We start from the raw sequence: 12,312 nt of genomic DNA, 5'->3' as shown, positions 1-12,312 counted from the left end.
GTCTGCCCCGAAGGAGATTGTGATGTTGAAGTACGCGATCATTTTTGCCCTGATTTCCCTGGTGGCCGGCGCGCTCGGCTTCGGCGGCATTGCGGCCGGCGCGGCAGGCATCGCCAAGATCCTGTTCGGCCTGTTCCTGATCCTTGCCGTGGTGTTCCTGGTGCTGGCGGCACTGGGCGTCGGCGCGGTGCGCAAGGCGCTGGACTGAACCGGCGCACGAAGCCGGCGCACAAGAGCCACATAAGCCAGAGAGACAGAAGATGTACGACATGAATGCCAGCGACCGGGTCCACGAGGTTTCCTTCGCGGACGATGTTTCACCGGTCGCCGATCAAGCAGGGGCCGACACCCTGCATGAACTGATGAACAGCCCGCTGTACCAGGTTCGACGTGTGTTGCGCGTGACGCAGATGGCCTGGGAACTGCCCGTGGCGCGTGGCAAGAAGGCTGCACGCCTGGCACGACGCACGGCGCACTCGGTGCCAGTGCTCAGCGCACCGCGACCTGGCGCGTTCGCCAGCCTGTGCGTCGCGTGACCGCAGACACGCAGACAGCGGCAAAGAGCCCATCATGCAACTCTCGCAAATCGATGTGCGACTGGCGTACGACGTGTGCGGCCCGGCGCATTTCTGCTTCAACCTCGAAGCGGCGCAAGTGCCTGGGCAACGCATCATCAGCGAACAGCTGGTGGTCGACCCGGACGTCGAACTGCGCCGCTTCACGGATCTCGTCACGGGCACGCGCTTCCTGCGGATCGATGCGCCCAAGGGTGAGTTGAACATCCGCTATCGCGCGCAGGTGGAGAGGCTGGCGTCACCGCTGCGGCCGGGCTTGCGGCCCACCTTGCGGTCGCGCAGGAGCGGGCGCGCGATCATCGAAAACCTGCCCGAGGTGCCGGTGAGCGCCGTGCCCGATGAAGTTCTGCCCTACATCATGCCCACGCGCTACTGCCAGTCGGATGTGATGGGCCGCGCCGCGCGGCAACTCTTCGGCGACCTGCCGCCGGGCCTGTCGCGCGTGCAGGCGATCAGCGACTGGATCCACGACAGCATCAGCTACGAGCCGGGCTCCACCGACTCCACCAGCACCGCGCAGGAAGTCTTCGTGCAGCGCGCCGGCGTGTGCCGCGACTTTGCGCATCTGGGCGTGACGTTCTGCCGCGCGCTCAACATCCCCGCGCGCTTCGTCGTCGGCTACGTGTGGTTCGACGAACCGCCGCAGGATTTCCATGCGGTGTTCGAAGCGTGGCTGGGCGACCGGTGGGTGCTGTTCGACCCGACACGCATGGCGCCGGTGGAGAACCTCGTGCGCGTCGGCGCAGGCCGTGATGCTAAAGATGTGGCTTTCTCCACCATCTTCGGCCCCGTGAGCATGAAGACCAAGGAGCTCAGCGTGCGCGAGTACGAGGCGGAGAAGCCGCGCACCTATGTGCGCCCGGGCGCGCGGGTGGGCGAGTCGGCCCGCCGAGTGATGCTGATTGCGTAAGCGGGCGCAAACTTACCTAGCCAGCCGCTCGGCGGCCCAAAGCACCTGGTCGACGACGCCGCGCACGCGTCCGCGGCTGGCTTCGCTGATCAGCTGGCCTTGTTCATCGAAGGCATCGCCGGCGTGGCCGAGCGCAAAGTTCTGCGGTGCCAGCCAGCACTGCAGGTTGATCAACAGCGGTGCCAGATGGCCTTGCGAACGCAGGCCACCGAGCGCGCCGGGCGAGGCGCTGAGCACGCCGACGACCTTGCCGCGCGACGACTTGAAGCCGTCGGTCCATTCCGGATTGCCCTTGACCGGGCTGGACACCCAGTCGAGCGTGTTCTTCACCAGCGCCGGATAGCTGGCGTTGTACTCGGGCGTGCAGATGATCCAGGCCGGGTGCTCGAACATGATCTGCTTGAGGCGGATCACATCGGGCGGCGTGCCTGCCGCTTCGAGGTCAGCGTTGTACATCGGGATGTCGAAGTCCGCGAGCTCGATGTGCGTCACGTCCGCGCCGGCCTCGCGGGCGATGGCGACCGTGGCGTGTGCGAGGCGGCGGTTGAAGGATTTCTGGCGGGTGCTGCCCGCGAAGACGAGGAGTTTCATGTCGCCATTGCAGCACAGCTTGCCTGCAGTATTCCTGCGCGCTGCCCATATTTTCAGCAGCGGCATAAAATCACGCATGGACTATCAACAGGAATTCGACGTCATCGTGGTCGGCGGCGGCCACGCGGGCACCGAGGCTGCACTGGCCGCGGCGCGCATGGGCGCGTCGACGCTGCTGCTCACCCACAACATCGAGACGCTGGGGCAGATGAGCTGCAACCCGTCCATCGGCGGCATCGGCAAGGGCCACCTCGTGAAAGAAGTGGACGCGCTCGGCGGTGCCATGGCCATCGCCACGGACGAGGGCGGCATCCAGTTCCGCATCCTCAACAGCTCCAAGGGCCCGGCCGTGCGGGCGACGCGCGCGCAGGCCGACCGCATCCTCTACAAGGCGGCGATCCGCCGTCGCATCGAGAACCAGTCCAACCTCACGCTGTTCCAGCAGGCGGTGGACGACCTGATGGTGGAGGGTGACAAGGTGGTCGGCGCGGTGACGCAGGTCGGCATCCGCTTCCGGGCGCGCACGGTGGTGCTGACGGCGGGTACGTTCCTCGACGGAAAGATCCACGTCGGCCTGAACAACTACGCGGCGGGGCGGGCGGGCGATCCGCCGGCGGTGTCGCTGTCGGCGCGCCTCAAGGAGCTGAAGCTGCCGCAGGGTCGGCTGAAGACCGGCACACCGCCGCGCATCGACGGCCGCAGCATCGATTTCTCGAAGTGCACCGAGCAGCCCGGCGACGGCATGCCGGGCGGCGACGTCGACCGGATGCCGGTGTTCAGCTTCATGGGCAACGCCGCCATGCACCCGCAGCAGATGCCGTGCTGGATCACCCACACCAACGAGCGCACGCACGAGATCATCCGCTCCGGCTTCGACCGCAGCCCCATGTTCACCGGGAAGATCGAGGGTGTGGGCCCGCGCTACTGCCCGAGCGTGGAAGACAAGATCAATCGCTTTGCCGACAAGGACAGCCACCAGATTTTCCTGGAGCCCGAAGGCCTGACGACGAACGAGTACTACCCCAACGGCATCTCGACCAGCCTACCGTTCGACATCCAGTACGCGCTGGTGCGCTCGATGGCCGGGCTGGAGAACGCGCACATCCTGCGCCCCGGTTACGCCATCGAGTACGACTACTTCGACCCGCGCTCGCTCAAGAGCAACTTCGAGACGCGACAGATCGAAAACCTGTTCTTCGCGGGCCAGATCAACGGCACCACCGGCTATGAGGAGGCGGCGGCCCAGGGGTTGTTCGCCGGCATCAATGCCGCGCTTCGCTGCCGGGGCGAGGAGGGCTGGCTGCCCGGGCGCGATCAGGCGTACCTCGGCGTGCTGGTGGACGACCTGATCACCAAGGGCGTCACCGAGCCCTACCGCATGTTCACGAGCCGCGCCGAGTTCCGCCTGCAGCTGCGCGAGGACAACGCCGACATGCGCCTGACCGAAGCCGGGCGTCAACTGGGTTTGGTGGACGACGCCCGCTGGGACGCGTTCAGCCGCAAGCGCGACGCTGTTTCACGTGAAACAGAACGGCTGCGCTCGACCTGGGTGAATCCGCGAAACCTCCCGGCGCCTGAGTCCGAGCGCGTGCTTGGCAAGGCCATCGAGCACGAATACAACCTGGCCGACCTGTTGCGTCGGCCGGAGGTGAGCTACAACTCGCTGATGTCGATGGATGGCGGAAAGTACGCCAGCCCCGATCTGACAGTGACTGTTCCACGTGGAACATCGACGGATGATTTCGCGGCAGGCGTGATCGAACAGGTCGAGATCGCTGCGAAGTACTCCGGCTACATCGACCGCCAGAAAGACGAAGTGGCCCGCGCGGCTCACTACGAAAACCTGCGCTTGCCAGCAGAGCTGGATTACATGCAGGTTGCCGCCCTCAGCATCGAAGTGCGGCAGAAGCTCAACAAGCACCGGCCGGAAACCTTGGGCCTGGCATCCCGGATTTCGGGCGTCACGCCAGCGGCCATCTCCTTGCTCATGATCCACCTGAAAAAGGGCGGCTTCCGGGGCTTCTCCGATGCGGCAGCGAACGAGGCTGCACGGCAACTCGCTTAGACTTGGTGGACGCAGGCACCAGGTCTGGGGAGTGGATTTTGAGCAAAACCAAGCGATTGGGCGGTTGGCGGCTGTGGGCCGGATTGGCGCTGTTGTGCGCGGGCACGGTCGCCTTGGCTGTCTGGTGGATGTTCTTCAGGCCGGTCGGTCACGGACTCACGTACGGATTGATGAACGAGCCGGACGCGTCGACCGGCATGCTTCATCTCGGGTGCAAAGCCAACCCGGTGCCCAACGGTCAGCCTCTTGACGGCGGCTGCAATCCAGTTGAAGGCGACACCGCCTGCCGGGCCAGTCGGCCTTTGCTGTGCGTGCTGCCCGCGACTCAGGCCGACCCGCTCATCAAGGAGGGGCCCCTCAAGAATTGGGCGAACACCAAGTGGGCGGCGACTCCGGCAGTGCGCGGTTCGGACTTGACTTCGCAGGAGGCGGCAGACAAATTGTGTGTCGCTGAGTTTGGCGAGCAGTGGCGCGCAGCGACATGGGCGCCCGCCCAGGTAAACCTGCTTCGGGGTGTGCGTGGGGATGGATTTTCCGAGCCGGGCGCGACGCGTTACTGGATTCAGGCGCCAGCGACAGCGGCCAACTGCTGGGCCAGGACCGAATGATCGAAGCGGCAGAGCGGCTCGTCCAGCACGCGGCACAGCTGTCAGTCTCTCTCGATGAGGGTCAAGCGCAGTTGCTGCTGGACTACCTCGCACTCATCCAGAAATGGAACAAGGTCTACAACCTGACGGCGGTCCGGGGCCCGGAAGAGATGCTGACGCACCATCTGCTGGACAGCCTGGCGGTGGTTGCCCCTTTGCGGCGACATCTGGCGCAGGCCGGTCTGTCGGCCGGTTCGCGCCTGATGGATGTCGGTTCCGGTGCCGGACTTCCGGGCGTCGTACTGGCGATCTGCTGCCCTGAGGTTTCCGTGACCTGTGTGGACACGGTGTCAAAAAAAGCCACCTTCATCCAGCAGGTGGCCATCAGCCTGAAGCTGCCGAATCTCAAGGGGCTGCACGCGCGTGTGGAATCGCTCGCCGACTCTTGCGACGTTGTCACGTCGAGGGCCTTTGCATCGCTGGTCGACTTCACGAACTGGTCGGCGGACGCGCTGGCCCCGGACGGGGTCTGGCTGGCCCTCAAGGGCAAGCTGCCGACAGACGAAATCGCCGCGTTGCCGCCATCAGTGAACGTGTTTCACGTGGAACAACTGAGTGTCCCGGGCCTCGATGCGGACCGTTGTCTGGTCTGGATGCGCCGCAGCGCCGCTGCAAGCTAAAAAAGCCGTGACTGCAATGGGCGCAGAGCGGGGCGCTTCACGTAAACTCGGCGCTCCCCCTTCCGTCCGTCTTCCAAGGAAATTCCCATGTTCGGCGTTGCAGATTACGGCGCGTTCGTCGCCGCGATCATCCTGTTTCTGGCGATTCCCGGCCCCGGCAATCTGGCGCTGATCACTTCCACCGGCAAGGGCGGACTCCGGGGCGGGTTCGCGGCCACCTTCGGCCTGATCGTGGGTGACCAGGTCCTGCTGTGGATGGCGGTGGCCGGCGTGGCCGCGCTGCTTGCAGCATACCCGACCGCCTTTCATGCCGTGCAATGGGCTGGTGCGGCGTATCTCGCATACCTGGGCTTCCGCATGGTGACGGCCAAACCCGGCGACGCGCCGATCCTGCAGATCAAGCCGAAGCAGTATTTCCGCCAGGCCTTCACCATCACGCTGCTGAATCCGAAGGCCATCGTTTTCTACATGGCGTTCTTCCCGCTGTTCGTCGATCCGGTCCGGCATCAGGGCCTCGTGACTTTCGGCGTCATGGCCGCCACGATTGCCGCGCTGACTTTCCTCTATGCACTCATCGTCGTGCTGCTGGTGTACTTCCTGGCCGAGCGGCTGCGCGCCAACCCGATGATCAAACAGGTACTGGAGAAGATCGCGGGCGTGTTCCTCATCGGCTTCGGCGTCAAGCTGGCGCTTGGCAAGTAAGCCATGGCACGGATTTTCTGCGTCGCCAACCAGAAGGGTGGGGTCGGCAAGACCACCACCACCGTCAACCTTGCCGCCGGTCTGGCGAAGATCGGCCAGCGTGTGCTGATGGTCGACCTCGACCCGCAGGGCAATGCGACCATGGGCTCGGGCGTGGACAAGCGCAGCCTCGAACTCACCGTGTACGACGTGCTGCTCGAGTCGGCGTCGATCGCCGAGGCGCGCGTGCGCAGCGAGAAGTGCGGCTACGACGTGCTCGGCGCCAATCGCGAGCTCGCGGGTGCCGAAGTCGAGCTGGTGGATCTGGACCACCGCGACCAGCGCCTCAAGCTCGCGCTCGCCGCTGTCGATGCCGAATACGACTTCGTGCTGATCGACTGCCCGCCGTCGCTCTCGATGCTCACGCTCAACGGCCTGTGCTCGGCGCACGGCGTCGTCGTGCCCATGCAGTGCGAGTACTTCGCGCTCGAAGGCCTGACCGATCTGGTCAACACCATCAAGCAGGTGCACGCCAACCTCAACAAGGACCTGCAGATCATCGGCCTGCTGCGCGTGATGTTCGATCCGCGTATCACGCTGCAGACGCAGGTGAGCGACCAGCTCAAGGCGCACTTCGGCGACAAGGTGTTCGACACCGTGATCCCGCGCAACGTGCGCCTGGCCGAAGCGCCGAGCTACGGTCTGCCCGGCGTCGTTTTCGACCCGGCGGCCAAGGGCAGCCAGGCCTTCGTCGAGTTCGCGCAGGAAATGGTCGATCGCATCAGGCGGATGTAGCCGCGCCAAGGCCGTAGTCCGCTACAGATTTCATAGCATGAAGCCCTCCAACGTCCTGATCCTCCCGGGCTGGCAGAACTCCGGCCCGACCCACTGGCAGAGCCTGTGGGAGGTGAAGCACGGCTTCCGTCGTGTGGAACAGCACGACTGGATGCGTCCGCTGCGCGGCGACTGGATCGCGCGGCTGGAAGAGGTCGTGCTCTCGTGCGACGAGCCTGCGGTGCTGGTCGCGCACAGCCTCGGCTGTATCCAGGCGGCCGCGTGGGCCGCGCATTCGAAGAACACCGCGCGTGTGAAGGCCGCGCTGCTCGTGGCCGTGCCCGACGTGGAGCGCGAAGACCTGCGTGAAGTGCTGCCCGGCTGGTCGCCGATCGCGCGCGGCAAGCTGCCGTTCCACGCCGAGATCGTCGCCAGCACCGACGACCCCTATGGCGGCCTCGACAAGGCCGGCCTGCTCGCCGCCGCATGGGGCGCGGACCTCGTCAGCATCGGCCCGCGCGGCCACATCAATTCCGGATCGGGCTTGGCCGACTGGCCCGAAGGTTTCGCGATGCTCGATGCGCTGATGCAGCGTTGATCCAGCCCAGAAGAAAGACTGAAAGAACATGGTCACCAAGAAACCCAAGGGCCTCGGCCGCGGACTCGAAGCCCTGCTCGGCCCGAAGGTCGAGGCTGCCGCAGAAGCGGCACCTTCCACCGGAGCCAACCCGGGCCAGCCGGCCTCGCTGCTGCTCACCGACCTCGTGCCCGGCATGTACCAGCCGCGCACCCGCATGGACGAAGGCGCGCTCTACGAACTGGCCGAGAGCATCAAGGCGCAGGGCATCATGCAGCCCATCCTGGTCCGTCGTCTGGCCGACGGACCGAACGCCGGCAAGTACGAAATCATCGCGGGCGAGCGCCGCTCGCGCGCCGCGAAGATCGCGGGGCTGGACAGCGTGCCGGTGCTGGTGCGCGACGTGCCCGACGAGGCCGCCGCCGCCATGGCGCTGATCGAGAACATCCAGCGCGAAGACCTCAACCCGCTGGAAGAAGCCCAGGGCCTGCAACGTCTCGTGAAGGAGTTCGGGCTCACTCACGAATCTGCGGCGCAGGCTGTGGGCCGTTCGCGCAGCGCCGCCAGCAACCTGCTGCGCCTGCTGCAACTGGCCGAGCCGGTGCAGACCATGCTGATGGCTGGTGACCTCGATATGGGTCATGCCCGTGCGCTGCTCAGCCTGGACAAGGCCACGCAGATCACGGCCGCCAACCAGATCTCGGCGAAGAAGCTGTCCGTGCGCGAAGCCGAAGCGCTGGCGAAGAAGCTCGGCGCCGAGTTCAACCTCGTCTCGCCCAAGCCGTCGTCGAAAAAGGAAAAGTCGCGCGACCTTCGACGCGTGGAAGAGGAACTCTCCGACCTGCTGACCGCCGAGGTCGAGGTGCGCGTGAAGAAGCGCACCAAGCGCGCGGGCCGCGTGGAAGAAATGGGCGAACTCGCCATCCAGTTCGGCTCGCTCGACGAACTCAACGGCCTGATCGAGCGCCTGCGCGGCACTGCGTAGATCTTTTCCGTAAGTCTTTTGATTTCTGCCAACTAGTGCACACACGGTGCACGTGCCTCCCGCATACACGGGATGCGGGTGCAAGGGAGCGCTGGCATACTCCGCGACGTTACAAAGGTGTCTCTTTGTAACCCGTGGCCGACGGGCCCCGCGTTTCCCCTTCCGGAAGGCAGAACAATGACTTTGAGCTTGACCTCTTACCGCGTGCAGATCGCGGCCCTGTGCATGCTGGCATCGGGCCTCGCCGGCTGCCAGACCAACCCTCCGCTGCAGAACGCCACCGGCGTCTCGTCGATGGATGTCGACTCCAGCCGCAAGGGCCCGGTGTCGGGCGTCGGCGTCGAAGGTCAGGACATCGTCGCCATGACCGACCAGATGATGCGCGACATCCTGGCCGAGCAGATCTTTGCAGACACGGGCAAGCGCCCGCGCGTGATCATCGACAGCGCGTACTTCGTCAACGAGAGCTCGCAGGCGATCAACAAGAACATCATCACGCAGCGCCTGATGGTCAACCTGAACCGTGCCGCGCGCACGCGCATGCAGTTCATCAACCGCCAGAACTCTGCGATGGTCGAGCAGGAGCGCCAGCTCAAGCGCAGCGGCACCGTCGACACCGGCACCACCGGCCTGACCAAGGCACAGGCCGGCGCGGACTACCGCCTCTCCGGCAAGATCAATTCGCTGGACAGCCGCAACGTCAAGACCGGGATGATCCAGCGCTACACGCAGATCTCGTTCGAGCTCACCGACCTCGAATCGGGCGAGATCGTCTGGGCCGGCATCTACGAGTTCTCGCGCGCCGCCGCCGACGACGTGATCTACCGCTGATCGCGACAACCAGACACCTGAGGGAGTTCCACACATGTACCGTCCGCTCCTGGCCCTGAGCCTCGTGGCCATCGTCTCCGGCTGCGCCACCACGCAGTCCACCCCGCCCACTTTCGCCGGTTGCCGCACGTGGGAACAACAACAGCAGGCCGGCGCGCCGAACCTCGGTGCCGTCTCCGTGCTGTCGCCCGAACTCGCCAAGGTGATCGGCGTGCAGGAAGTCTCCACCGCACGCACCGGCACCGGCATGGCGGCCGTGCAGACCACGGTCTACAACTGCTCCGACGTGGACGTCGCGCTGATCATGCGCACCCGCTTCACCGGCGCGCGCGGCCAGACCGAGCCGCCGAGCGCATGGAAGAGCGTGTTCCTGCCGCCGCGCGGCCAAGCCACGTACGGCGAGTCCGCCGTGTCGCAGGCCACCGACAAGGTGGCCGTGGACATCTACGACGCGAACCGCGGCCAGTCGCAGTTCGCCCCGGGCCAGACCTACACCGTTCCGGCGAATCCGCCGCGCTGATGAAAGCCTGCGCGCCAGGCTGGCGCGCAGCCATCGCCCCAACATCCGCCGTCGCTTCCAGCTTCCAAGGAGCCGTCCATGAAACGAGTCTTCGTCCTGCCTTCGATGGCGCTTGCAACGATCGCGGTTTCGCTCGCTGCGCACGCGCAGGCACCGAACATTCCCGCCAGCGCCTACCGCAGCGGCCAGCCCGATGTGCTGACGCCGCCGCCCGCCGCGCCGTCCGACCAGCCCACGCTCAACCGCGCGTCGTTCGCCGCCGCGTACGCGAAGGCCGGCCGTCCGACGATGGCCGTGCTGTGGAACCGCGAGTTCACCGACATGCTGCAGCAGCACAGCGCGTCGCAGGTGAGCGTGGACACCATGCGCGCCAGCGCCGGCACGGCCGAAGCCGTGCGCGTGCCGGGCTACGGCGCTGCCGAAGTGCGCGGCGCGGCCATCGGCAACACCACCATCACCATGCAGGACACCAAGACCCAGCAGGCGCAGCGCAGCGGCCCGGTGGAGCGCGTGGATCTGCAGATGCGCGCTTCGTTCATGCAGACCATCGCATCGGCCGGCGTGAAGCTGGTGGACCGCAACGTCGTCATGCGCACGACCGCTGCGGCGCAGAAGGGCGCGAGCCTCGACTCGCAGCAGATCGAAACCGAAGCGCTGTCGAAGCACGCGAAGCTGCTGATGGAAGTGCTCAACACGCGTGACGCCAGCTCGCCGACCGGCTGGGCCACCTACGTGTCGATCAAGCGCCTGGCCGACGGCGTGGTGCTCGCCGAAGGCTACATGGACGGCAAGCCGCCGGAAGATGCGCCCAAGGCCACGCCGAAATTCGAAGCCGACCCGCGTGGCGGCTTCCGTGAAGTACGCGCGCCGGTGAAGGTCGGCGACGTCGGCAAGCTCGTGGCCGAACAGACGCTCGCGCGCCTGGGCGACGCGCTCGTGCGCTGAGCACACGAACAGAACACCCTCCTGAATTTCCTGGACGAGACACGACGATGAACTTCTTCAAGCAAGAGCGCAGCTCCTTGAGCACCTCCCTCCGCACGTCCCCCGGTCGCAATAGCGGTGCCCGCTCCAGGCCGCTCGCATCAGCAGTGTCAGCAGCCGTGGCAGTGGCCGTGGCAGTGGCCGCCGTCGCGATGAGCCTGCCGGCGCACGCACAATTCGGCGCGCTGTTCCAGACCATGATCCAGCAGGGCGCGCAGCAGGCCACACAGCAGAACCTGCAGGCCCAGCAGCAGCAACAGGCCGCGCAAGCGGCGCAGAAGCCGGTGAAGAAGTGGGGCCAGGCCAAGCCCGTGGCCGCCGACGTGCAGCAAGCCGCTGCGGCGTTCGCCGCGAAGACGCCGACGCCAGAACTGCGCGTGCTCTACGAGCGCCTCTACATCGAGGGTGAGCGCAATGCGACGCTGAACTTCCAGCGCATCGGCCTGGCTGCGCTCTCGCTCGGCAAGCTCGAGATCGCCGAGAAATCGTTCGACGCCGCCGCGTTCCGCATCGACCAGATCTACGCCGACAACGCCGAAGCGCAGAAGGCCAAGTCGCTCTGGACGGCCGAGAAGATCAAGGACTACAAGGGAGAGCCGTACGAGCGCGCGATGGCGTTCTTCTACCGCGGCCTCGTCTATGCGGCGCAGAACGATTTCCAGAACGCGCGCGCGATGTTCAAGCAGGCCGACTACCAGGACACGGTGGCCGAAGCCGAGCAGTACGCCGGCGACTTCGGCCTCATGCCCTACATGGCGGGCTGGGCCAGCTACTGTGACGGCAATGCGAGCCTCGCGAAAGACTACCTGCAGATGGCCGTGAAGGGCGACAGGAACTACGCGAGCGTTTCCGTGGAACAGCCCGTGCTCGTGCTGTTCGAGACTGGCCGCGCGCCGTTCAAGTACGGTGGCGGCAAGTTCGGCGAAGCGCTCAAGTGGCAGCCGCACGAGTTGCCTGCGCAGACCGCCAAGGCCGCATGCACCGGTGGTACCAACTGCTTCGCGAACCAGTTCGTTGTCGGCGCGGATGTAGGCTATCAGGCCACCACGCGCGGTGGCCGCCAGATCGACTCCGTGCTCGGCGGCAAGGCCTCGTTCAAGGAAGGCGCGCAGAACGTCGCCGACGTGGCCGGCACCGTGGGCAACGTCGGCATGCAGGTCGCCATGCAGACAGGCAGCCGCGACGCGGCAAGCCTGGGCATGGTCGGCATGTTCGCCGGCCTCGTCGCGCAGGGTGTGTCCGCATCGACGCAGGCGCAAGCCGACATTCGTGAATGGGAACAACTGCCCGGCACCATCTGGCTGGCCACGGCGCCCTCGAAGCACCCGGGCGACGCGCCCGTGGCCGTGACGGTGGAAACCGCCGGCAGCTCGGTCGCGCCGGTACCGGTGACGCGTCTGGTGAACACGCCGTCGTGCCAGCTCTACTGGGGCCGCTCGGTGTCGCCGCTCAACCTGTACCGCGACGCCGGCCCGATCGAGCCGGGCGAGCACAAGCGCGACCCGGCGTTCCGCCAGGAGCTGGACGCGTCGGTCGCGGGCTGATTCGCCCC

15 protein-coding genes are annotated in these 12,312 nt (G+C 66.1%); 14 read left to right on the top strand and 1 reads right to left on the bottom strand.

Translation table 11 applies throughout. The annotated features are described in order from the left end of the window. The first annotated feature begins 22 nt into the window (after positions 1 to 22). The 3 genes from ACO2Q9_RS14620 to ACO2Q9_RS14610 all read left to right on the top strand — a co-directional run bounded on the left by ACO2Q9_RS14620 (position 23) and on the right by ACO2Q9_RS14610 (position 1,485). Complete coding sequence (locus ACO2Q9_RS14620) at positions 23 to 208, top strand: DUF1328 family protein (RefSeq protein ID WP_423312538.1); 186 nt, start codon at positions 23 to 25, stop codon at positions 206 to 208. A 61-nt stretch (positions 209 to 269) separates the two neighbouring features. Next, the gene (locus ACO2Q9_RS14615; protein ID WP_423312537.1) at positions 270 to 536 is read left to right on the top strand and encodes a hypothetical protein; all 267 of its coding nucleotides are present in this window, start codon (positions 270 to 272) and stop codon (positions 534 to 536) included. Between the two features lie 34 nt (positions 537 to 570). Beyond that, positions 571 to 1,485, top strand: a complete 915-nt coding sequence (locus ACO2Q9_RS14610) for a transglutaminase-like domain-containing protein (RefSeq protein WP_423312536.1) — start codon at positions 571 to 573, stop codon at positions 1,483 to 1,485. Positions 1,486 to 1,497: 12 nt separating this feature from the next. On the opposite strand, the gene ACO2Q9_RS14605 is transcribed toward ACO2Q9_RS14610, so the two are convergent. After that, positions 1,498 to 2,076, bottom strand: a complete 579-nt coding sequence (locus ACO2Q9_RS14605) for an NADPH-dependent FMN reductase (protein WP_423312535.1) — start codon at positions 2,074 to 2,076, stop codon at positions 1,498 to 1,500. A gap of 76 nt (positions 2,077 to 2,152) precedes the next feature. On the opposite strand from ACO2Q9_RS14605, the gene mnmG reads away from it, so the two are divergent. The 11 genes from mnmG to ACO2Q9_RS14550 all read left to right on the top strand — a co-directional run bounded on the left by mnmG (position 2,153) and on the right by ACO2Q9_RS14550 (position 12,304). Beyond that, positions 2,153 to 4,141, top strand: a complete 1,989-nt coding sequence (gene mnmG, locus ACO2Q9_RS14600; RefSeq protein ID WP_423312534.1) for a tRNA uridine-5-carboxymethylaminomethyl(34) synthesis enzyme MnmG — start codon at positions 2,153 to 2,155, stop codon at positions 4,139 to 4,141. Positions 4,142 to 4,179: 38 nt separating this feature from the next. Then, a complete protein-coding gene (locus ACO2Q9_RS14595) occupies positions 4,180 to 4,749 on the top strand; it encodes a hypothetical protein (RefSeq protein WP_423312533.1) in 570 nt (189 codons plus the stop codon). Further along, positions 4,746 to 5,408, top strand: coding sequence for a 16S rRNA (guanine(527)-N(7))-methyltransferase RsmG (rsmG, locus tag ACO2Q9_RS14590; RefSeq protein WP_423312532.1), 663 nt, complete (start codon positions 4,746 to 4,748; stop codon positions 5,406 to 5,408). The genes ACO2Q9_RS14595 and rsmG overlap by 4 nt, the downstream gene beginning before the upstream one ends. A gap of 87 nt (positions 5,409 to 5,495) precedes the next feature. Continuing rightward, the gene (locus ACO2Q9_RS14585; protein WP_423312531.1) at positions 5,496 to 6,110 is read left to right on the top strand and encodes a LysE family translocator; all 615 of its coding nucleotides are present in this window, start codon (positions 5,496 to 5,498) and stop codon (positions 6,108 to 6,110) included. A gap of 3 nt (positions 6,111 to 6,113) precedes the next feature. Continuing rightward, positions 6,114 to 6,884 (top strand): ParA family protein, encoded by a 771-nt coding sequence (locus ACO2Q9_RS14580; protein WP_423312530.1) that lies wholly within the window; start codon positions 6,114 to 6,116, stop codon positions 6,882 to 6,884. A 37-nt stretch (positions 6,885 to 6,921) separates the two neighbouring features. After that, positions 6,922 to 7,461: an RBBP9/YdeN family alpha/beta hydrolase gene (locus ACO2Q9_RS14575; protein WP_423312529.1), complete on the top strand. Its 540-nt coding sequence runs from the start codon at positions 6,922 to 6,924 to the stop codon at positions 7,459 to 7,461. 28 nt (positions 7,462 to 7,489) lie between these two features. Then, entirely contained in the window at positions 7,490 to 8,425 is a 936-nt protein-coding gene (locus ACO2Q9_RS14570) for a ParB/RepB/Spo0J family partition protein (protein WP_423312528.1), read from the top strand. 183 nt (positions 8,426 to 8,608) lie between these two features. Continuing rightward, on the top strand, positions 8,609 to 9,256 hold the full coding sequence (locus ACO2Q9_RS14565) for a penicillin-binding protein activator LpoB (protein WP_423312527.1): 648 nt from the start codon (positions 8,609 to 8,611) through the stop codon (positions 9,254 to 9,256). Between the two features lie 34 nt (positions 9,257 to 9,290). Further along, entirely contained in the window at positions 9,291 to 9,776 is a 486-nt protein-coding gene (locus tag ACO2Q9_RS14560; RefSeq protein WP_423312526.1) for a hypothetical protein, read from the top strand. Between the two features lie 78 nt (positions 9,777 to 9,854). Continuing rightward, positions 9,855 to 10,721 (top strand): hypothetical protein, encoded by an 867-nt coding sequence (locus ACO2Q9_RS14555; RefSeq protein WP_423312525.1) that lies wholly within the window; start codon positions 9,855 to 9,857, stop codon positions 10,719 to 10,721. Positions 10,722 to 10,798: 77 nt separating this feature from the next. Then, positions 10,799 to 12,304 carry a hypothetical protein gene (locus tag ACO2Q9_RS14550; protein ID WP_423312524.1) on the top strand — a complete coding sequence of 502 codons (1,506 nt, stop codon included), beginning with the start codon at positions 10,799 to 10,801 and terminating at the stop codon, positions 12,302 to 12,304. Positions 12,305 to 12,312: the final 8 nt, after the last annotated feature.

The sequence above is a fragment of the Variovorax sp. VNK109 genome, assembly GCF_049445855.1.
Lineage (GTDB): Bacteria > Pseudomonadota > Gammaproteobacteria > Burkholderiales > Burkholderiaceae_C > JAGOCV01.
The sequence above is the reverse complement of the archived record's forward strand: the minus strand, read 5'-3'. Positions and strand labels throughout refer to the sequence as shown.

What these genes read in the sequence shown, in the direction of transcription:
- ACO2Q9_RS14570 (WP_423312528.1), top strand. Translation starts at nt 7,490, where the DNA reads ATGGTCACCAAGAAACCCAAGGGCCTCGGCCGCGGACTCGAAGCCCTG.
- ACO2Q9_RS14580 (WP_423312530.1), top strand. Translation starts at nt 6,114, where the DNA reads ATGGCACGGATTTTCTGCGTCGCCAACCAGAAGGGTGGGGTCGGCAAG.
- ACO2Q9_RS14610 (WP_423312536.1), top strand. Translation starts at nt 571, where the DNA reads ATGCAACTCTCGCAAATCGATGTGCGACTGGCGTACGACGTGTGCGGC.
- ACO2Q9_RS14555 (WP_423312525.1), top strand. Translation starts at nt 9,855, where the DNA reads ATGAAACGAGTCTTCGTCCTGCCTTCGATGGCGCTTGCAACGATCGCG.
- ACO2Q9_RS14560 (WP_423312526.1), top strand. Translation starts at nt 9,291, where the DNA reads ATGTACCGTCCGCTCCTGGCCCTGAGCCTCGTGGCCATCGTCTCCGGC.
- rsmG (WP_423312532.1), top strand. Translation starts at nt 4,746, where the DNA reads ATGATCGAAGCGGCAGAGCGGCTCGTCCAGCACGCGGCACAGCTGTCA.
- mnmG (WP_423312534.1), top strand. Translation starts at nt 2,153, where the DNA reads ATGGACTATCAACAGGAATTCGACGTCATCGTGGTCGGCGGCGGCCAC.
- ACO2Q9_RS14575 (WP_423312529.1), top strand. Translation starts at nt 6,922, where the DNA reads ATGAAGCCCTCCAACGTCCTGATCCTCCCGGGCTGGCAGAACTCCGGC.
- ACO2Q9_RS14605 (WP_423312535.1), bottom strand. Translation starts at nt 2,076, where the DNA reads ATGAAACTCCTCGTCTTCGCGGGCAGCACCCGCCAGAAATCCTTCAAC.
- ACO2Q9_RS14620 (WP_423312538.1), top strand. Translation starts at nt 23, where the DNA reads ATGTTGAAGTACGCGATCATTTTTGCCCTGATTTCCCTGGTGGCCGGC.
- ACO2Q9_RS14615 (WP_423312537.1), top strand. Translation starts at nt 270, where the DNA reads ATGAATGCCAGCGACCGGGTCCACGAGGTTTCCTTCGCGGACGATGTT.
- ACO2Q9_RS14585 (WP_423312531.1), top strand. Translation starts at nt 5,496, where the DNA reads ATGTTCGGCGTTGCAGATTACGGCGCGTTCGTCGCCGCGATCATCCTG.